Genomic DNA, 19,626 nt, shown 5'->3' with positions numbered 1-19,626 from the left:
TTTTTGCATAAAAATGAGCCGTCATTGCAAACTAGTAAAAAACGGAGCGGAAGAAAAAGGGGGCAACATCATGTGGTTTACGGAAAAAAATCGAGTCGATGATGTCGCGAAACGGCTCGCCCATTCGCCAGATTTCAAGTGCCGTCGCATTCAATGCAAAGGAAAAATGGTCGACGTCTTATTTTTAAGCAATTTAATTAATCACAATTATTTGCAACAAAACGTGTTGGCATTTATTCATGAACAAGAGAACGTATCGATTGAACAGTTGGCGCGCTGTTTGCCGATTGGCGCGGTGCACATTTGTGAAACGACGGACGATATGGCGACATATATACGTGATGGCTGGGCAGGCATTTATATTGAAAAAGAAAAGAGCGGGCTTGCCGTCAAAATCGCAGAAAATATCGAACGGTCGCTTGAAAAGGCAGAGACGGAATCGCTCGTTTTAGGACCAAAAATATCATTTACCGAGTCGATTGATACGAACATTCGCATTTTACGTCAAAATATTACCGATCAAAAGTTAGTAACTGAAAAAATGACGATCGGTGAGCGCAACAAGCTTGAAGTGCGCGTCGTGTACATCGAAGATATTGCCGATGAAGAAAACGTTCAAACGGTGAAACAACGGCTGTCTGAGCTTCACATTGACGAAGTGACCGACAGTTCCGTATTAGCTCAACTATTGGACGATCATACGTATACGATTTTTCCGCAATATTTATTAACGGAGCTTCCTGACCGACTAGCGTACAATTTAATGAACGGGCGCATCGGCATTTTCGTTGATCGCAGCCCGACGGTTATTATTTGTCCGACGACGTTTTTTAGCTTTTTTGAAACGACAGAAGATATTTATTTACGTTGGACGATGAGCACGGTGTTGCGCGCCATTCGCATGCTCGGCATTTTTTTCTCAATCTTTTTATCGCCGCTTTATGTTGCTGTCATTACGTATCATCCCGAAGTCCTTCCTTCCGCTTTGCTTTTGACGATTGGTCAATCGCGTTCGCGCGTCCCGTTTCCTCCGGTCATCGAAGCGCTATTGCTTGAATTTATGATTGAACTGTTGCGCGAAGCGGGGGCGCGCTTGCCGACAAAAGTCGGTCAAACTATGGGTATTGTTGGTGGTATCGTCCTCGGACAAGCAGCGGTAGCGGCAGGCTTTACGAGCAACGTGCTCATTATTATCGTCGCATTAAGTGCGCTCGGTTCATTTACATCGCCGAGTTATGAAATGGGGGCGACGATTCGCATTTTACGCTTTCCGATTATTGTTTTAGCGGCGTTTTTGGGGCTCGTTGGCATTTTTGTTGGCTTTGGCTTTTTGCTCACTCATTTATTAAAACTTACATCGCTCGGACGTCCATATTTATCGCCTGTTTATCCGTTTCGTTTGGCGGATATAAAATATGCGCTCGTTCGCCTTCCAATTAAATTTTATAGCCAACGTCCGAAAACGAACCGTCCGCAAAACTCCCGCCGTTTTTCATGGCGGGAAGCGGCGAAACGAAAGGATTTGGATGAATGATGAAAACGCCACGCGAACGGATATTGATTAACGCTTATCTCGTTTTTTTTCTCGTTCACGACATGCAAATCGGGCTTGGCATCGTCGGTGTGCAGCGTGTCATTTTTGTCGAAGCGCGCCAAGATGCGTGGATTGCTGTGTTACTGAGCGGCTTATGGATTCATCTTGTCGTTTTCATCATTTGTCAAACGTTAAAACAAACAGAACATGACAACATTTTTTCGCTTCATACGTTCGTCTACGGGCGCGTGCTCGGCTGGATCGCCAATGGCGCAGTTGTTGTTTATTTTTTAATGGTGTATACGTCCCTTTTGCTCGGTTATGCTGAAATAATGTCAACGTGGATGTACCCTGATTTTCCGCTTTGGAGTGGGGCATTAGTTTTATTACTGTTAACCGTATATGCGTTGTACGGGGGAGGACTTCGCTTTGTAGCAGGTGCAAGTTTTTTAACGTTTTTTATGACGATTTGGATTGTGTTTGTCTTCTTTCAACCGCTCAAATACGCGGAATGGATTCATTTACTTCCTATTTGGGAAGCGACGCCAAAACAAATGGCAAACGGCGTATTAAAAACAGCATACACAATGCTCGGATTTGAAGTATTGTACATCATTTATCCGTTTGTAAAAGAAAAAGAACGCGTGCATCGTTATGCCCAATTTGGTGTTTTATTAACGACGTTTCTTGTAGCTGTAGTGACTGTCATCGCCATCGTCTTTTTTAGCCCGAAGCAACTCGATGGCACCATTTGGGCATCGTTATCGATGGTTAAAATCGCCAAGCTCCCATTTTTTGAGCGATGTGAATATCTCCTCATTCCGCTTTTGATTCTTGTCATTTTACCGAATTTACTTATGTCTATGTGGGCGATGACGCGCGGCGGAAAAGAGCTTTTTCGTGTGAAACAAAAATATTTACTTTTCGTTTTTGCGTTTTTATCGTACGTTGTTGCGATTATTTTTGAAAAGCGGGCAACGATTAACGAATTTATTGACCAAGTCGGTTATTACGGATTTGGGCTTAGCTTTGTATATCCGTTTATATTGTACGTGCTTGTGCGCATAAAAAAATGGGCAAAGGGGAGCGCTAAATGAAACGGCTTATCGTTTGTATGTTATTGTTAAGCGGATGTGTATCGCCGCGCATCTTAGAAGAAAGAGGCATTATTACCGCTACTGCCTTCGATAAAAAAGGAAAGTCGTATGAAGGTGGTGCAGTGATACTTTCGTTTCAAACGAACAAATCTTCGATGTCCGAAGTGATTGAAGCGACGGACAAAACGGGCAAAGGATTTCGTCAAATTTTAGAAGCGCGAACGAGCCACGATTTAGACTCAGGGCAATTACGCGTTGTTGTGTACGGAAAGGAACTAGCGGAGGAAGAAGGCATTTTTACGATGACCGATTCGTTGCGGCGCGATGCCAGTATCGGATCGCTCGTTTATTTAACCGTTTCCGAACCGAGCGCGAAGCAAGTGATAAAAAGTAAAAAGTATGAAGATATGACCGACATTGGCACGTACTTATATCGATTAATTGAAAAAAACTTGCGCAGCGAATCATTGCTTGCGGCAACGTTGCATGAGTTTGTTAGTAGTTATTACGATGTCGGCAAAGATCCGGTATTGCCTTATTTATCGATGCGGGATGATAAACCGATTATTGAAAAAGTGGCGTTATTTCGCGGAGACAAACTAGTCGGAAGCGTGCCGCTCGATGAAAGTTTTTATATTAAAATATTAGCTTCCGAATATAACGCCGGGTTGAAAAGAATATCGGTGTCTCGCGACGAAGTAGCTCCGTTGCTGCCCAAGAAAAAAGGGAAGAAGGTGAATATCGTCATGAACGAAATTCACACAAAACGGAAAATTAAACTCATCAGCCAAAAGCCAGCGCCGCATTTTCGTGTCACAGTAAAAATGCAAGCAGAAATTTTAGAGATGTCGGAGAAAATGAAGCCGATTACGCAAGCGAATATACGCACACTTGAACGAGCGATTGAAAAACAAATGAAAAAAGAAATAGAGAAACTATTAAATAAACTAAAAGCATACAAAACCGATCCGATCGGCTTCGGGCAAATATACGACCACTCGGTGCGCGCATTGCAGTTGACGGATAAACAATGGTACGAATTGTATCGAGAAGCTCAAATGGATGTGGATGTCAACGTATCGATTTTACGCACAGGAAAAATTGACTAATCTGTATTTCTTCGTGAAAAGCTATTTTCAATCTTTATCACGTATGGTTTAATAAGAAAAGGAGGGACAATACAAAAAGCGAGGATTACAGCATGAATGAACAACAGTTTCTGTACCAACACCCCCATTCATGAAATGGGAGGTCGTTGGGCAACAGTTTGATCAATATGCCATTTTTTTATTACGAATGAAAAAGGGCGATCTCATTAAGAGGTTGCCCTTTTGTGTAATATGATAAAGTATGTTTGCCGTTTTTCGAGGAAGGTTTGTCCTTAGCGAAATGTTTTCCCTAACCGATTCGTGCGTGGCCACTCGTAGCGTTTCGGCTTCGGCTGTACATCTTCTGGCGAAATGCCTGTATACGCTTGTAGTAATCGCTTCGCTTGAGACAAAGGCATTTTAACAACAGGGTTGCGATAAGAATCGTCCAACGTACCGAGATGAGGCAAATGCTTGAAGTCTTCTTTTGTTGGAGGTATGTGGAAGTAGTACGCACCGATCGCCACAAGCACATCCGATTTTTGCTGGCTGTACTTCGGATTTCGGGAAAAATGAAGCCCAACTTTTTTCGCTTTTCCTTCTTCGAGCATTTTTTCAATCGTTTTTTTCTTCAACAAATACAAGTACGAAGGATTTAAAGCGGTTTTCGCATGACGATTGACAGTAAACAGCGCAACCGACAAATTTTCAACGGTGCATTCGACTGTTTCCATTGGCATTCAACCCCTTTTCATTTGGTTACACTTTTATTATACACGATAACCTATGTTTTTGGAAAATTTTCAATTTATTTTTTTTTTTTTTACATTTTATTCATAAGGGAGGACGAACGTTGAAATACGGCATTATTGATATCGGCTCAAATACGATGCGCCTTGTCATTTACGAACGAAGCAAAAGCGGTCGCTTGAGAGAGCGAGAAAATGTAAAAATCGCAGCCCGCTTGCGCAACTATTTAACGGAAGACGGATGGTTGACAGACGAAGGATTACATGTGCTTTTAGAAGGGTTGCTTACCTTTCAAGATGTTACGCGTTTTCATCGCTTGCACGATGTGAAATGTGTAGCGACGGCAACAATTCGCCAAGCGCGCAATCGCGATGACATCGTTCGCATCGTCGCGGAGCGCACTGATTTTCATATTCGTATTTTATCCGAATATGAAGAAGCATACTACGGTTTTTTAGCGGTTGTCCAATCGACATCGTTTCACGAAGGCATTACGGTTGATATTGGCGGAGGAAGTACGGAAGTGACGTATTTTCACAATCGCGAACTTGTCGATTATCATAGCTTTCCATTTGGGGCGCTATCGTTAAAGCGCGATTTTGTTGCGGGGAACGTTCCGACCGATGAAGAGTTGCAGAAGTTGCGTGCGTACGTCGAAAAACAATTTCAGTCGCTTCCGTGGCTAAAACAACGCCGTCTGCCAATTATCGCGATTGGCGGAAGCGCCCGCAACGTCGTGCAAGTGCATCAAATGCTGCAAAACTACCCGATTGCTGGCATTCATCAATATGAAATGAAGCGCGACCATATCGTTGAAGTAAAAAAATATTTACGTTCGTTGACATTTGAACAGCTACAAAAAGTGGAAGCATTATCGAAAGATCGAGCCGATTTAATTATTCCTGCGGTTGAAGTATTTCAAACGTTATATGAAACGGTAGATGCCACGATGTTTATTTTAAGCCGAAAAGGCTTGCGCGACGGCATTTTTTATGAACAGTTCGGACCGAGTGCTTTTCCCAGCGTATTAGAAGAAAGTTTTTTTGAATTAGCCCAAGACTACGAAGTGAATACAAATCATGTCCAACACGTATTAAAACTTGTCATTCCATTGTTTGAACAAGTGCGCGCGCTCGCCCTTTTTCCGCTTACCGGGGAAGACCTCGTCTTATTAAAACGCGCTGCTCATGTGTTTTATTTAGGGCAATATGTCGATGAAGAAGCGAGCAGCCAACATACGTTTTACATTTTGGCGAATCGAACGATTGACGGATTAAACCATCGCGATCGCGTGCAGCTTGCGCTTGTCGCTTCATTTAAAAATAAAACATTGTTTAAACAATATATTCAGCCGTTTCATTCGTGGTTTACTCGTGCAGAACAAAAAAAGCTTCGTTTTCTTGGTGCATTATTGAAATTTGCTTATAGTTTAAACAATACGAAACGAAACATCGTCAACCGTTTGCAGCTTGAACGTCACGAGGAAACGATCGTGATACACATCTTTTGCAACGAATCGTTTAAGGCGGAAGAATATCAAGCCGAAAAACATAAAAAGCATATCGAAAAAATGTTAAAACGACCGATTTTATTACAGTTTCATATGGGGGGATGAGGATGGATTTTAGTCATCCGATGTATTACAATAACCGCGAATTAAGTTGGCTCGCATTTAACGAGCGCGTTTTGCAAGAAGCGATTGACGAGCGCAATCCGCTATTAGAACGATTGAAATTTTTAGCGATTTTTAGTTCGAATTTAGATGAATTTTTTATGGTGCGCGTGGCCGGTTTAAAAGACCAAGTGAAGGCTGGTTTTAATAAGCCAGAAAATAAAGCCGGGTTAACGCCGAAAGAACAGTTGAAAAAAATTGCGAAAAAAACGCACGAGCTTGTCAAGTTGCAGTATGACATGTACAATCGGACGTTGTTGCCGATGCTACGTGCTGAAGGGGTACATTTGCTTGCCCCAAATGAATGGAACGACGAACAAACAACGTATTTGCAGTCGTATTTTATGAAAAACATCTTTCCTGTTTTAACGCCGATGGCTGTCGATGCGTATCGTCCGTTTCCGATGTTGCTAGATAAAAGTTTAAACTTGGCGATCGTTCTTGATGACGATGAGCGAAAAAAATTAGCGATTGTGCAAGTGCCGGCTGTGTTAAATCGTTTTATCCCTCTCCCGACGAACAACGATATTCGCGCTTATGCGCTGTTAGAGGATGTCATTACGACGTTTATTCATACGCTATTTAAAGGGTATACGGTGCTGTCTGTCACGCAATTTCGCATTACGCGCAATGCGGATTTAACGATTCATGAAGAAGGGGCGCGCGATTTATTAAAAGAAATTGAAAAAGAGTTAAAAAAGCGGAAATGGGGCGCAGCGGTGCGGCTTGAAATGAGCAAAAAAGGATTTGACGAATGGGTGCTCGATTATTTATTAGATGAGCTAGAAATTCACGAAAAAGATGTGTACAAAATAGATGGGCCGATTGATTTGACGTTTTTATTTTCGTTTTATCATGAAGTGGCGCGCTACAAAGAACATTTGATTTTTGAAACGCTCATTCCGCAGCCGCCAAAAGACTTAGATGATGAAGAAGACGTATTTGAAAAAGCGAAAGAGCGCGATTTATTGTTTCATCATCCGTATGAGTCGTTTGAGCCAGTAATTGATTTTATTTCCGATGCGGCAGATGACCCAGATGTGTTGGCAATTAAACAGACGCTGTATCGCGTCAGTGGCGATTCGCCAATTATTGAAGCGTTAAAGCGTGCAGCAGAAAACGGCAAACAAGTGACCGTTCTCGTCGAATTAAGAGCGCGGTTTGATGAAGAAAATAACGTGCAATGGGCGAAAGAGCTTGAGAGAGCAGGCTGCCATGTCATTTATGGCATGACGCATTTAAAAACGCATAGTAAAATTACGTTAATCGTTCGGCAAAAACATGGAAAAATTGAGCGGTTCGTTCATTTAGGAACAGGCAATTATAACGATGCGACTGCGAAAGTGTACACCGATTTCGGCTTCATTACCGCCAATGAACAATTTAGTGAAGATGCGACAAACTTTTTTAATTATTTAAGCGGCTATATGGAAAAACCGGAATTTCATCATTTAGTCGTCGCCCCGTTTGATTTACGGCAACGATTTTTACAGCTCATTGACGACGAAATTCGCTCTCATCAACAATACGGAGATGGTCGCATCATCGCAAAAATGAACTCGCTTACGGATAAACAGCTGATTATGAAGCTATACGAAGCGTCACAAGCGGGCGTACAAATCGATTTAATTGTGCGCGGCATTTGTTGTTTGCGCCCGCAAATCAAAGGAGTAAGCGAAAACATTCGCGTGCGCAGCATCGTCGGCCGCTTTTTAGAACATAGCCGCGTTTATTATTTTCATCATCATGGAAAAGAACGCGTCTTTTTATCGTCTGCCGATTGGATGACGCGCAATATGGATCGCCGCATCGAAATTTTATTCCCGATTTTCCGTCAACAATTAAAAGAGCGGCTTATTGAGGTGTTACACATTTTGCTTTCTGATAACGTCAAAGCGCGCGAACAAAATGAAGATGGCGAGTACGAATATGTGAAACGAAAAGAAGACGAAGAAGAAGTCGATAGCCAAATGATGTTGTTTCAAATGGCGTATGATGTGGCAGACGATGAAGAATGAGGTGATGTGATATGATGAAAGAAAGCGGAGCGGTCGCCATTGGGGGAGCATTCGGAGCGTTATGCCGATACGGCGTTGCGCTTCTTTTCCCGTTTCTTACATTTCCGTGGGGAACGTTGTTTGTCAATTACATCGGTTCGTTTTTGCTTGGCGCATTGACTTCTTACGTCGGAAAAGGAAAAATGGCTGAATGGTTGCGGCTTGCGATTGGTACAGGATTTTGCGGCGGATTGACGACGATGTCGACGTTTAGTAAGGAAACGGTCGTGTTATGGCACGTACAGATCGCTAGCGCAAGTTTGTATGTTGTCGCTTCACTTGTTGGTGGCTTGCTTCTTTGTTATGCAGGAATATATGTCGGTGAACGAGTTGGTGCAAGAAGCGTAGGTGAGGCGTCATGATGTATGTCGCACTTGGTGGCGCGTTAGGGGCGTGGTGTCGGTACAAGCTTGGCATATGGCTGATGCGTTGGACGAAACAGTCACCTGTGCCTCTTTCCATTTTATTTATTAACTGGATCGGTTCGTTTGGGCTCGGTATCGCGCTTGCCTACGACGTCCAGTCGGTTGGAGTGACGGTCGGATTTTTCGGCGCGTTTACGACGTTTTCAACATTTAGCGTCGAAGCTTTACAGCTGTTATTGGGCAAACAATATAAAGAAGCGTTTTTGTACATAAGCGCTTCAATCATTGGGAGCATATGCTTGTTTCAAGCCGGGTTCATGTTATGACCCGGCTTTTAACGTAAACAACGTAAGTTCTGGCGGCGTTAAAAAGCGAAACGGCATGCGCGTCGTACCAAGTCCGCGATTGACGTACAAGGTGAGCTGCCCGATGTCATAAAATCCTTCAACATACTGTTTCGCAAGCGGAGGGGTTACGAGCGGGCCGATCCAAGGCAGTTGAATTTGTCCCCCATGGCTATGACCTGACAATTGAAGATGAAACGGATAGACGCTCGCTTGCGTCACAAGGTCAGGTTCATGAATTAAAGCGATCGTGTACGTTTCTTTCGGCAACTGTTGCACCGTTTTGGCGAAATTAGGCTTACCGAGCATAAAATCATCTAACCCCGCGATCGCAATTCGTTCATGTCCTCGTTCAATCGTTACCCATTCATTGACAAGTAGTCGAAATCCGCTTGCTGTCATCATTCGTTTATATATGTCTGTACCGTATCCGCCATGATCGTGGTTTCCGTAAATGCAAAATTTCCCAAGAGGAGCGTGAAGTTGTTTCAATAATGTCGTAATCGTTTCAACGTGCTCATATTTGTTCGGCTCATCAAGCAAATCACCTGTAAAACAAATCAGATGCGGATCGAGCGCATTTATTTGTTCGACTACTTGTCGAAAATGACGAACAGTATAATGGTACCCGATATGCACATCGCTAAATTGAAGCAGCCGGCATCCGTCAAAGCTTTTTGGAATAAGCGGATGCACGACATCATAACGGCGCACCGTCAACCGTCGCGGTTCAATATATTTCGCATACATATATCCCGCTGTTGAAAGCAACGCCCCTTTGACGAACAAAGAAAAAAACGTTTTTAAAAAATCTCGTCGTTTCATTCGCTTCAAACCTTACTATGAAAATGTTCTCCACTCATTATAAAAGAAAAAAGTCGATAAAAACAACAAAAAACAATGTTAAAAATTTTCTAAATATATAGTACAATAAAAATGAATGAATAACCATCCATAAAAAGAGGTTGAGAAGATGAACGGAAAAGTCATTATTGTTACAGGTGGTTCAAGCGGTATGGGGAAATATATGGCGAAGCAGTTCGCTGAACAAGGGGCGCATGTCGTCATTACAGTTGACGGCGGTCAATGGCTCAATCAACATCCGTTTTAATGCGACGTTTGCCGACGTCGCTTTTTTTCTCGGATGATGTACGATGAACGCGCGCGTTTCTTATGATATTTATGATATAACTCATATTTCGCACCTTGGTAGGGCGGAACAAAAGGATTTTTTATTCAGTTTTTTAGAATAACTTTTAAACCAACACCAAAAGCGATGGTATCCTTTTTTTACCATCGTTGGTCGTTCTTTATCCCATTAGACGTAAATGCTCTCGTCCATCCCTAATCCTTGCAGAATCCTTCGCTGCTCGTACGTGAGCGGTTGACCTAACGCGCGTTGAATTCGTCCATCCGGCAGTTCCAACAGGACGACTCTGACATACCAAAACAATTGAAAAATCGCTTGTCCGGTCGGTCGGGTCAGTTTCCGGCCTCCCGCGCCCTTTAATGGGTGTTCCGGGGTGATGAACTGACGCACCCGGCGCTGGAAGACGCGGTAAATCGCCAAGGCCAACAGAAACAAATAGCCCAATACCGCGACCCGTTCCGGTTTTTTTACGTAAATCTCATCCGTAAAGAACGGGTCTTTCAAGAAAGAGAAGTTCATTTCCACCGAGATTTGGCCTTTATACAACTTCAAGATCTCTTTCGCATCCATCGGTTGACCTTTCCATTCCTCCGGAACTGTCGTGACAAGGACAAACCGGGACGCTTTCCGTCTCGCCTGTTCCCACGCATCTTGGTCGAATTCCACGTTCAAGCGAAGGGCGTACAGCGTTTCCATGTCCGGTTCCGCCCCTTTTTTCGGACGTCCGCGCCGTTTTTTCGGACGCACGATCGCTTCGACCGACGCCTCGACGCGATGGAACCGGAGACGAAGGGACGCCTTTAGAGACGCTAGGGCTTGTTCGGCGTCTTCCCGGCACGAAAACAGACGGCTTTCCCACTGGGTTTGTTTCTGCCGAAGAAGCTCTGCTTCTTGGTTTCGCTCTTTTTCGAGCGTCTTTCCTTTTCGTTGGTCGAGCGCGCTGGATTCAACGACGATCAACCGGACCGAATGACCTTCGTACGTCGATGTCGTTTCCCACACCCGGTAGGTGGCTCCGTTTTTCTCCGCTAAGGAGAACGGATCGCTCCACGGCGTGTCTTGGGCATCAGCTTTAGCCAGCGCGGTTTTGACGATCCGGAGCGAAGAAGGGCCTCTTGTGATCAAAAAGGCGTTGGCGGCCTTCGTTTGCGCCAGTGTGTCTTTCGTCATGGCGGCAGAATCGGCAACATAAATCCATTCATCTTCGATCTTCGCCTGCTTCAGCTGTTTCTGCACACGGGACAACACCTCGGGATTCCACGTCTTATCCGGCAGGTTGCCGTCGTGTACATCGCCATAAAACGGGATGCCATCCTCGTTGCCAATCAGCCCAAATCCGATCTGCTTTTGCCAACGATGATGCCGGTTGTAGCCATGCGTAATCTGCAAGGCATCCGGCGAGGCCGATTCATACGCGCCATAAACGGTCTTGTCCGTCGTATCGGCGTGGAAGACGCGAAGAGAGAGGCCTTCTTTCTTGTAGATCTGCACGAGGCAAGACGAAAGGACTTGATGGATATTCGCCTCATACAGGCGATCCAAATGACGCGCGATGGCATCGTCGTTGAACCAAGACGGCTCCAGCCCTGGCCGAATCAGCTTCGGCAAATCGATGTCATGCGCCCATTGTTCCAAATGAACGAGCGCTTGCCGGCCGCTCAAGATATCCAGAACGATTAGTTTGACGATATCGCTGGCTCGAGTTTGGCATTGCGGATCCACGGGAACGAGACGATCAATCAACTGAGGAAGGTCAAGATCTTTGAACAGGGCGCTTATTATATTCAAATAAGAACTTTCATAAATGGCCCGAATTTGAACGTCCATGATGAGCAAACTCCTTTGCTTTCCTTGTATTACAAGGTTTTATTCGACAGGAAGATAAAAAAATCCTCCCGATTTTTGTCGAGAGGGTGCGAAATGTGAGATATAATGAGTGGAAAAAACGGGGGAGGAGGCGTCGTTTTGGATGCGCTAGACATTTTAACACATATCGATCAAGTCGTCCCGCATTATCAGCCGATTTTTAGTGCTGATGAGCAGTGCATCGTTGGATATGAAGTGCTCGGTCGCTTTCAACAAGATGGTGAAGTCATCAGCCTCGGTCCATTTTTTCACGACGAAACAATTCCAGAAGAGTTTCGTATGGAAGTCGATGTTGCCATAACGACGAAGGCGCTCGAACAGTTTGTCAACGAACAGCCAGCATCGCTTATTTTTATCAATCGTGACGCAAACGTGTTAATGCTTGATCGAGGCGAATCATTTTTACAATTACTTCTTCCATATAAAGAAAAAGGATTGCGATTAAACCAAGTCGTCCTTGAAATAACCGAACATCATTTCAAAGGCGACATTCAACAGCTCGGGCACGTATTGACGTATTTGCGTACATACGGCATTCAAATTGCGGTTGATAACATCGGAAAAGAAAGCAGCAATTTAGATCGCATTCGTCTGTTGGCACCCGATTTATTAAAAATTGATTTACATTCGTTGCGCACGTCAACCGTATCGTACGATGATGTGCTGTATTCGATCTCGCTTTTAGCGCGCAAAATTGGCGCAACGTTTTTGTATGAAGACATTGAAAACGCCTTTCAACTGCAATACGCGTGGCGAAATGGGGGAAGATATTATCAAGGCTATTATTTGCACGAACCTTCGCCATCATTTCTTCCGAAAGACTTATTAAAAGAAACGTTGCGCAATCAGTTTCATACGTTCATTCAGCACGAAAAAAAGAAACTGCAAACGTTGTATGACATTTCCGAACAGTTTCAAGCGCGCATTTCCGAGCTCGTTTCTAAATATAAAAAAGCGTCATCGTTTAACGAACTCATTTCTGCCTTAGCCAAACAGTTAAGCGATTGCAGTTTTCGCATTTACATATGCGATGAAGACGGATTTCAACAGTCCGCAAACATATTTAAGCAAGGCGAAACGTGGGAGTTACAGCCCCAATACGAAATGAAAAACTGGAGCTGGCGTCCGTACTTTTTAGAAAACATTATTCGCATGCGCTCACGCAAGCGCGGCATTTTATCAGATTTGTACAGCGATATTGAAACAGGTGAAATGATTCGCACATATTCGTATCCGATTGATGAACACCATTATTTATTTATCGACTTAACGTACGAGTATTTATTTGAACATAACGCCCATTTGTAATAAAACGTCGCTTGCGGTGGAAAAGTAAACGTGAGGTGAGTGATGATGGATATGTTGTCTTGGATGCTTTTACTGATCGCAAGCGGGGTATTAGTCGGGGGATTTGTGTATACGTATCAAGTTGGCAAGCGCCAAAAAACGCAAGGCGAATACGATACGAGCGTTGGCGAGAAAGTGGCAGCTCATCCGTATGTACGCAATCCGGTATTTATTGCTTACATCGTGTTTGTCGCTCTTTTGCTCGGTTATATTGCATACGTCGCGCTTCAAACGTAAGCCCGCTATGGTGGGCTTTCGTTTTTGTTTACTTTTTATGCGAATCTTGGTACAGTAGTGAATAGTCGTTGAAATACGTATCGGAAAGGAATGAACGTCATGTCGCAATTATTAGGCATTATCCAACGTTTAATTAGCTTGCAAGAACAAAAAACAGGAACGAATGAAGCGCCACAACGTAACTTCGAAGTGAACGGTGAAAAAAAATGTAGCGTCACATATTACGAAAAAACGAACACGTTCGTATTAGAAGTGTACGAAAAAGGCGAGAAGCCGAAATCGTATCAGTTTGACAACATTGATATGATCGCCATCGAAATTTTTGATTTGTTGAATTAAGTCTTCACATCGGTGAAGGCTTTTTTTTACACTTCTCGCTTTTCCATATCGAAACGAACATGGTACAATGACAAATGGGGATTATATTGTGAAAGGCGGAATGACGATGCAACGACCACCGCTTATTGAACTGATGATTCCGTCCGATAAAGTGGCGCACGTGCAAGTAGGGAACCATTTAGAACACGCATTATTAGTATTGACGCGCACAGGATATTCAGCCATTCCTGTGTTAGATATGACGTACAAACTACAAGGGCTCATTAGTATGACGATGATTATGGATGCGATTTTAGGCATTGAACGCATTGAATTTGAGCGGTTAGAGACGATGAAAGTCGAACAAGTGATGCAAAAAAATATGCCGCGTTTACATGTGAACGATTCATTTTTAAAAGCGTTGAAGCTGCTTATTGACCATCCGTTCGTTTGCGTCGAAAACGATGACGGCTACTTTGTAGGGATCGTGACGCGCCGAGAAATATTAAAGCGGTTCAATCGCTCGATGTACGAAAAGCGACAATAAGCTTGTCACCGTTTGTTTCATTTGTTAAAGTAAAAAATAAAACGACAAGGAGGAGCTGACCATGATGATGGATGCGAATGAAATTATTTCGTTTATTCAAAACAGCAAAAAGAAAACACCTGTGAAAGTATACATAAAAGGAGACATTGCCGACATCGATTTCGGTCCGAGCGCGAAAACATTTATTACAGGTCAGACAGGCGTCGTATTTGGAGAATGGGCAGACATTGAAGCGGCACTTGAAGCAAACAAACATAAGATTGAAGACTACGTCGTTGAAAACGACCGCCGCAATTCAGCCATTCCGCTTCTTGATTTAAAACATATTAAAGCGCGCATCGAGCCGGGAGCAATCATTCGCGATCAAGTGCAAATTGGCGACAATGCGGTTATTATGATGGGGGCGGTCATTAACATCGGTGCCGTTGTCGGTGAAGGTACGATGATTGATATGAATGCGGTGCTCGGCGGACGGGCGACAGTAGGGAAAAACTGTCACGTTGGGGCAGGCGCTGTGCTTGCCGGCGTCATCGAACCACCATCCGCAAAACCGGTTATCGTAGAAGACGATGTCTTGATCGGAGCAAATGCGGTTATTTTAGAAGGTGTAACGGTCGGAAAAGGTGCGGTCGTTGCGGCTGGGGCGATTGTGACAGAAGATGTGCCGCCATATACGGTCGTTGCAGGTGTACCTGCGCGTGTCATTAAACAAATCGATGAAAAAACGAAAGCGAAAGTAGAAATTAAACAAGAACTTCGTCAACTATAAAGCGTGGATTGATTCCACGCTTTTTTCAAAAGGGGGATCGAAATGTTTGTAAACATTCGGCGCGATTTGCATCAAATTCCTGAACTTGGCTTTCAAGAATTTAAAACACAACAATACATATTGAACTATATCGCAACGCTTCCGCAAGAACGAATACAAATCAAAACATGGAAAACGGGCATTTTCGTTCGTGTGCTCGGCACGGCGCCAACGAAAACGATCGGTTATCGCGCCGATATGGACGGGCTGCCGATTGATGAACAGACGGACGTCCCGTTTCGCTCGACGCATGAAGGACGCATGCACGCCTGTGGGCACGATATGCATATGGCGATTGCGCTCGGCGTGCTTACTTACGTCGTCCATCATCCGATTCGCGATGACATGTTGTTTATTTTTCAACCTGCCGAAGAAGGACCGGGCGGAGCGCTTCCGATGCTTGAGAGCGATGAAATGAAACAATGGATGCCCGATATGATCCTCGCTTTGCATATCGCTCCGGAATATCCGGTAGGAACGATTGCGACAAAAGAAGGATTGTTATTTGCGAACACGTCCGAGCTGTTTATTGATTTAATCGGCAAAGGTGGGCATGCCGCATTTCCGCATGAGACGAAAGATATGGTCGTTGCGGCCAGCGCCCTCATTATGCAACTGCAAACGGTCGTCTCGCGCAACGTCAACCCGCTTGATAGCGCCGTCATTACGATTGGCAAACTGACAAGCGGCACCGTACAAAACGTAATCGCGGAGCGGGCGCGGCTAGAAGGGACGATTCGCACCCTTTCGCCAGAAGTGATGGAAAAAGTGAAAGGGCGCATCGAAGCGATCGTGCGGGGCATAGAAGTGGCTTACGACTGCGAGGCGCATATCGATTACGGTGCAATGTATTATCAAGTATACAACGATGAGAAGCTAACGAATGAATTTATGCAATTTGTTGAAAAAGAAACGAACGTCCGCCTCATTCGCTGTCAAGAAGCGATGACGGGCGAAGATTTCGGCTACATGCTTGCACGCATCCCTGGGTTTATGTTTTGGCTTGGCGTCCAATCCCCGTTCGGTTTGCACCATGCGAAATTAAACCCGAACGAAGAGGCGATTCATGTTGCGATTCAGCTACTGACGCGCTACGTCGCTTGGAAAGGGAATGACAACGTCCTAAAATAAAAACGACATGACAAAGCAAAGGAAGAAGAACGATGAAACTACGAGAGCCGATGCCGTCATTAGACGGAGCAACGATCGTATGGAATGGAAACGTCACACGTGAACAGCTCATCGGAAAACCGACGCTCGTTCACTTTTGGGCAGCAAGTTGTCACCTTTGTAAAGAAGGAATGAAACAAGTGAACGCTTTTCGTGACCGCTATCAAGGAGAATTAAACGTCATTTCCATTCATATGCCGCGGCGCGAAAGCGATAAAAATGTTGAAGTCGTCAAACAGCTTGCTGAACAATACGGCATTACGCATCCGCTTTTTATTGATAACGATCATCGCTTGAAAGAAGCGTTTGACAATCGCTGCGTGCCGACATATTACGTGTTTGATGCAGATGGCATATTTCGCCACTATCAAGCAGGAAGCGGTGGCGTGCACATGTTAGAAAAACGGATTTTGCGTGTGCTTGAACAATATCGAACAAGGGGGGATTATTGATGAAGAAAAAAGAATTTGCAGTCATCGGTCTTGGGCGCTTTGGTGGCAGCGTATGCCGGACGTTAAGCGAACAAGGAATGGAAGTGCTTGCGATTGATATAAACGAAGATAAAGTGAACGAATATGCATCGATCGCGTCACAAGCGGTCGTTGCCGATTCAACGGACGAAAACGTCTTAAAAAGTTTAGGCATTCGCAATTTTGACCATGTCATCGTCGCCATCGGTGACAATATTCAAGCAAGCATTTTGACGACATTAATTTTAAAAGAGCTCGGTGTCGAAAAAATTACAGTCAAAGCTACGAGCGATTATCATGAAAAAGTGTTGAAAAAAATTGGAGCGGACCATATCGTTCACCCGGAACGAGATATGGGCGAAAGAATTGCAAACAATATGATTTCAAACAACGTGCTCGATTATTTAGAGCTATCTGATCACCATAGCATCGTCGAAATTGTCGCAAACAAACAGCTCCACGGTCATTCGCTTCTCGAGTTAGACATTCGCGCGAAATACGGCATTAATATCGTGGCGATTAAACGAAATAACGACATTATCGTCTCGCCGCTTGCGTCAGAAATCATTTGCGAAGGCGACATTTTAATTGTCATCGGTGCGGATCACGATATTGACCGCTTTGAAAACGAAGTTGTTGGGGAATAAGAAAAGAAGGTGTCCAAATGGGCACCTTCTTGTTTATACTTCCATAATAATCGGTAAAATCATCGGTTTTCGCTTCGTTTTTTCGTATAAAAACGGTGCGAGCGTATCAGTAATTTCCGTTTTAATGTCGGACCATTGATTTGTTCCTTGTTCGAGTAGCTGTTGTAAATGTTTCGCAATCAGCTGTTGTGCATCGCTAATTAAATTGCCTGATTCACGCATATAGACGAATCCGCGTGAAATAATATCTGGTCCTGCAGCAATTTTCATTTCTTTCATATTAATGCTCACAACGACAATAACTAATCCTTCTTCCGATAAAATGCGGCGATCGCGCAGAACGATGTTGCCGATATCTCCAATACCGCTTCCGTCAATATACACCGAGCCGGATGGAATTTTGCCGACAATGCTTGCGCCTTCTTCACTAATGCCGAGCACATCGCCGTTGTCCATAATGAAACAGTTTTCTTCTGGAACACCACAATCAACCGCAAGCTTCACATGCATTTTTTGCATGCGATATTCTCCGTGAATCGGCATAAAATATTTCGGTTTCATGAGGCGAATCATCAGCTTTTGTTCTTCTTGGCCGCCGTGACCGGATGTATGAATGTCGCTAAGCGGTCCGTGAATGACTTCCGCACCTGCGCGCGCCAGCATGTTAATAATGCGGTTGACGCTTACTGTATTGCCTGGAATTGGGGAAGATGAAAAGACGACCGTATCCCCCGGCATAATTTGAATTTGGCGATGTGACCCGTTGGCGATGCGCGATAACGCTGCCATCGGCTCTCCTTGGCTTCCGGTGCAAAGAATCGTGACGCGATGAGCAGGAAGGCGGTTAATTTGCGCTGCATCAACGAACGTATCTTTCGGACATTTAATGTAGCCGAGCTGCTGTCCAATTTCAACGGCCGCTTCCATGCTGCGACCGAAGACAGCAATTTTTCGATTGTTTAATACCGCTGCTTCCGTCACTTGTTGTAAGCGGTGAATGTTCGAAGCGAACGTTGCGAAAATAATGCGTCCTTGCACTTTTCGGAAAATGTCATGAATGCCTTCCCCGACGCGCCGCTCAGACATCGTAAAATGCGGAATTTCGCTATTTGTACTATCCGACAATAAACAAAGGACGCCTTCTTTTCCGATCTCGGCCATTTTCGTTAAGTTCGCTGGCTCGCCAACAGGAGTAAAGTCGAATTTGAAATCGCCTGTATGCACAATTTGACCGACTGGCGTTTTCACGACGATCCCGTAGCTATCCGGAATGCTGTGCGTTGTGCGGAAAAATGTCACCGCTGTTTTTCCGAACGAAATGACATCATCTTCTTTAATTTCAATCAGTTTCGTTTGACGCAACAATCCGTGTTCTTCTAGCTTATTGCGAATAAGTCCGAGCGCCAATTTGCCGCCATAAATCGGTACGTTCACTTGGCGAAGCAAATACGGAATGCCGCCAATATGGTCTTCATGTCCGTGTGTAATAAATAGCCCTTTAATGTTTTCAGCATTTTTCACTAAATAGCTATAATCAGGAATGACGTAATCAATTCCGAGCAATTCATCTTCGGGAAACTTAATGCCGGCATCAATCACGATAATTTCGTCTTCATACTGCACGCCATATGTATTTTTCCCGATTTCGCCTAGACCGCCGAGAGCGAAAACACCAACTTGTTTATTTTTTAAAATGTTCATTGTTCAATCTCCAATACGTGAAAATTAGGGTTTTGTTGCTCGTACGCTAAATACGCCCCCTCAAGCGGTTGAATGTATTCAATATTGATATGACGGTCTTGTAATTTTCGGCGTACATCTCGCTCGCTTTCCGCTTCAATATAGAGCGTCTTCGTTTTTTCTCTTACCGGCACTTCATCGATCGTATCTTGGTAAAACACTTTAAAAATCAACGTTCATCTCTCCTTATGTGTAATGTTGCTTTTTTTACTATACTACAATGCATCGTTCTCTTTTAGAAAGTAAAGCGATATGTAGCTCCGGACGCTTTCCGCTTTTCTTATTATATATAACAAAGTGGGGAATGGGAAACAAAATTGAAAAGAAGCCCTTCGATCGAAGGGCTCGTACAACTAAGCAATGGATTTTCTGCGCAAAAGTTCTTTCCATTGTTTGAGCAGCTTGCGTTTCAACTTTTT

The 19,626-nt window shown here is 44.1% G+C and carries 20 protein-coding genes and 1 pseudogene; 16 read left to right on the top strand and 5 right to left on the bottom strand.

Annotation, left to right across the window (positions count from 1 at the left end; all coding sequences use genetic code 11):
• The first annotated feature begins 70 nt into the window (after positions 1–70).
• The 3 genes from NSS60_RS10270 to NSS60_RS10260 are packed head-to-tail and all read left to right on the top strand — an operon-like array spanning position 71 to position 3,740.
• Entirely contained in the window at positions 71–1,534 is a 1,464-nt protein-coding gene (locus NSS60_RS10270; RefSeq protein WP_064214028.1) for a spore germination protein, read from the top strand.
• On the top strand, positions 1,531–2,631 hold the full coding sequence (locus NSS60_RS10265; protein ID WP_081254026.1) for a GerAB/ArcD/ProY family transporter: 1,101 nt from the start codon (positions 1,531–1,533) through the stop codon (positions 2,629–2,631). The genes NSS60_RS10270 and NSS60_RS10265 overlap by 4 nt, the downstream gene beginning before the upstream one ends.
• Positions 2,628–3,740: a Ger(x)C family spore germination protein gene (locus NSS60_RS10260; RefSeq protein WP_064214027.1), complete on the top strand. Its 1,113-nt coding sequence runs from the start codon at positions 2,628–2,630 to the stop codon at positions 3,738–3,740. The genes NSS60_RS10265 and NSS60_RS10260 overlap by 4 nt, the downstream gene beginning before the upstream one ends.
• A gap of 272 nt (positions 3,741–4,012) precedes the next feature.
• Here NSS60_RS10260 and NSS60_RS10255 read toward each other — a convergent pair whose 3' ends face one another.
• A complete protein-coding gene (locus NSS60_RS10255) occupies positions 4,013–4,453 on the bottom strand; it encodes a YkyB family protein (RefSeq protein ID WP_004891336.1) in 441 nt (146 codons plus the stop codon).
• A 119-nt stretch (positions 4,454–4,572) separates the two neighbouring features.
• On the opposite strand from NSS60_RS10255, the gene NSS60_RS10250 reads away from it, so the two are divergent.
• From NSS60_RS10250 to crcB, 4 genes are read left to right on the top strand one after another with little or no spacing between them, the layout of a single operon-like run.
• Positions 4,573–6,084 carry a Ppx/GppA family phosphatase gene (locus NSS60_RS10250; protein WP_004891335.1) on the top strand — a complete coding sequence of 504 codons (1,512 nt, stop codon included), beginning with the start codon at positions 4,573–4,575 and terminating at the stop codon, positions 6,082–6,084.
• A 2-nt stretch (positions 6,085–6,086) separates the two neighbouring features.
• Positions 6,087–8,159, top strand: coding sequence for an RNA degradosome polyphosphate kinase (locus NSS60_RS10245; protein WP_340720830.1), 2,073 nt, complete (start codon positions 6,087–6,089; stop codon positions 8,157–8,159).
• A gap of 14 nt (positions 8,160–8,173) precedes the next feature.
• On the top strand, positions 8,174–8,560 hold the full coding sequence (locus NSS60_RS10240) for a fluoride efflux transporter FluC (RefSeq protein ID WP_035019241.1): 387 nt from the start codon (positions 8,174–8,176) through the stop codon (positions 8,558–8,560).
• Entirely contained in the window at positions 8,557–8,889 is a 333-nt protein-coding gene (gene crcB / locus NSS60_RS10235) for a fluoride efflux transporter CrcB (RefSeq protein ID WP_035018761.1), read from the top strand. The genes NSS60_RS10240 and crcB overlap by 4 nt, the downstream gene beginning before the upstream one ends.
• Here crcB and NSS60_RS10230 read toward each other — a convergent pair.
• A complete protein-coding gene (locus tag NSS60_RS10230; RefSeq protein WP_340720829.1) occupies positions 8,884–9,732 on the bottom strand; it encodes a metallophosphoesterase in 849 nt (282 codons plus the stop codon). The two genes, crcB and NSS60_RS10230, sit on opposite strands and share 6 nt — an antisense overlap.
• A 148-nt stretch (positions 9,733–9,880) precedes the next feature.
• Between NSS60_RS10230 and NSS60_RS10225 the strand changes: the two are divergent.
• Positions 9,881–9,979 (top strand): annotated as a pseudogene (locus NSS60_RS10225) (SDR family NAD(P)-dependent oxidoreductase); the annotation flags it as partial.
• Positions 9,980–10,225: 246 nt separating this feature from the next.
• Here NSS60_RS10225 and NSS60_RS10220 read toward each other — a convergent pair.
• A complete protein-coding gene (locus NSS60_RS10220) occupies positions 10,226–11,884 on the bottom strand; it encodes an IS1634 family transposase (protein ID WP_088223227.1) in 1,659 nt (552 codons plus the stop codon).
• A gap of 138 nt (positions 11,885–12,022) precedes the next feature.
• Here NSS60_RS10220 and NSS60_RS10215 point away from each other — a divergent pair, with 138 nt between their 5' ends.
• The 8 genes from NSS60_RS10215 to NSS60_RS10180 all read left to right on the top strand — a co-directional run bounded on the left by NSS60_RS10215 (position 12,023) and on the right by NSS60_RS10180 (position 17,467).
• Positions 12,023–13,231, top strand: coding sequence for an EAL domain-containing protein (locus NSS60_RS10215; RefSeq protein ID WP_340720828.1), 1,209 nt, complete (start codon positions 12,023–12,025; stop codon positions 13,229–13,231).
• Positions 13,232–13,273: 42 nt separating this feature from the next.
• A complete protein-coding gene (locus tag NSS60_RS10210) occupies positions 13,274–13,507 on the top strand; it encodes a hypothetical protein (RefSeq protein WP_004891323.1) in 234 nt (77 codons plus the stop codon).
• A gap of 99 nt (positions 13,508–13,606) precedes the next feature.
• A complete protein-coding gene (locus NSS60_RS10205) occupies positions 13,607–13,846 on the top strand; it encodes a YkuJ family protein (protein WP_003396622.1) in 240 nt (79 codons plus the stop codon).
• A 67-nt stretch (positions 13,847–13,913) separates the two neighbouring features.
• Positions 13,914–14,372, top strand: a complete 459-nt coding sequence (gene cbpB, locus NSS60_RS10200; RefSeq protein WP_004891322.1) for a cyclic-di-AMP-binding protein CbpB — start codon at positions 13,914–13,916, stop codon at positions 14,370–14,372.
• 61 nt (positions 14,373–14,433) lie between these two features.
• Positions 14,434–15,141 carry a 2,3,4,5-tetrahydropyridine-2,6-dicarboxylate N-acetyltransferase gene (gene dapD / locus NSS60_RS10195; RefSeq protein WP_004891321.1) on the top strand — a complete coding sequence of 236 codons (708 nt, stop codon included), beginning with the start codon at positions 14,434–14,436 and terminating at the stop codon, positions 15,139–15,141.
• 42 nt (positions 15,142–15,183) lie between these two features.
• On the top strand, positions 15,184–16,311 hold the full coding sequence (locus NSS60_RS10190) for an N-acetyldiaminopimelate deacetylase (protein ID WP_340720827.1): 1,128 nt from the start codon (positions 15,184–15,186) through the stop codon (positions 16,309–16,311).
• A 32-nt stretch (positions 16,312–16,343) separates the two neighbouring features.
• A complete protein-coding gene (locus tag NSS60_RS10185; protein ID WP_340720826.1) occupies positions 16,344–16,802 on the top strand; it encodes a TlpA family protein disulfide reductase in 459 nt (152 codons plus the stop codon).
• Complete coding sequence (locus NSS60_RS10180; RefSeq protein WP_340720825.1) at positions 16,802–17,467, top strand: potassium channel family protein; 666 nt, start codon at positions 16,802–16,804, stop codon at positions 17,465–17,467. The genes NSS60_RS10185 and NSS60_RS10180 overlap by 1 nt, the downstream gene beginning before the upstream one ends.
• Positions 17,468–17,500: 33 nt before the next feature.
• Here the strand turns inward: NSS60_RS10180 and rnjA are convergent, their stop codons facing one another.
• Both rnjA and NSS60_RS10170 read right to left on the bottom strand, forming a co-directional pair.
• Positions 17,501–19,168 (bottom strand): ribonuclease J1, encoded by a 1,668-nt coding sequence (rnjA, locus tag NSS60_RS10175; protein ID WP_340720824.1) that lies wholly within the window; start codon positions 19,166–19,168, stop codon positions 17,501–17,503.
• Complete coding sequence (locus NSS60_RS10170) at positions 19,165–19,380, bottom strand: DNA-dependent RNA polymerase subunit epsilon (protein ID WP_340720823.1); 216 nt, start codon at positions 19,378–19,380, stop codon at positions 19,165–19,167. Before NSS60_RS10170 ends, rnjA begins: the two co-directional genes overlap by 4 nt.
• Positions 19,381–19,626 lie beyond the last annotated feature (246 nt).

The organism is Anoxybacillus sp. FSL W8-0382 (genome assembly GCF_038003845.1).
Taxonomy (GTDB): domain Bacteria; phylum Bacillota; class Bacilli; order Bacillales; family Anoxybacillaceae; genus Anoxybacillus; species Anoxybacillus flavithermus_G.
The sequence above is the reverse complement of the archived record's forward strand: the minus strand, read 5'-3'. Positions and strand labels throughout refer to the sequence as shown.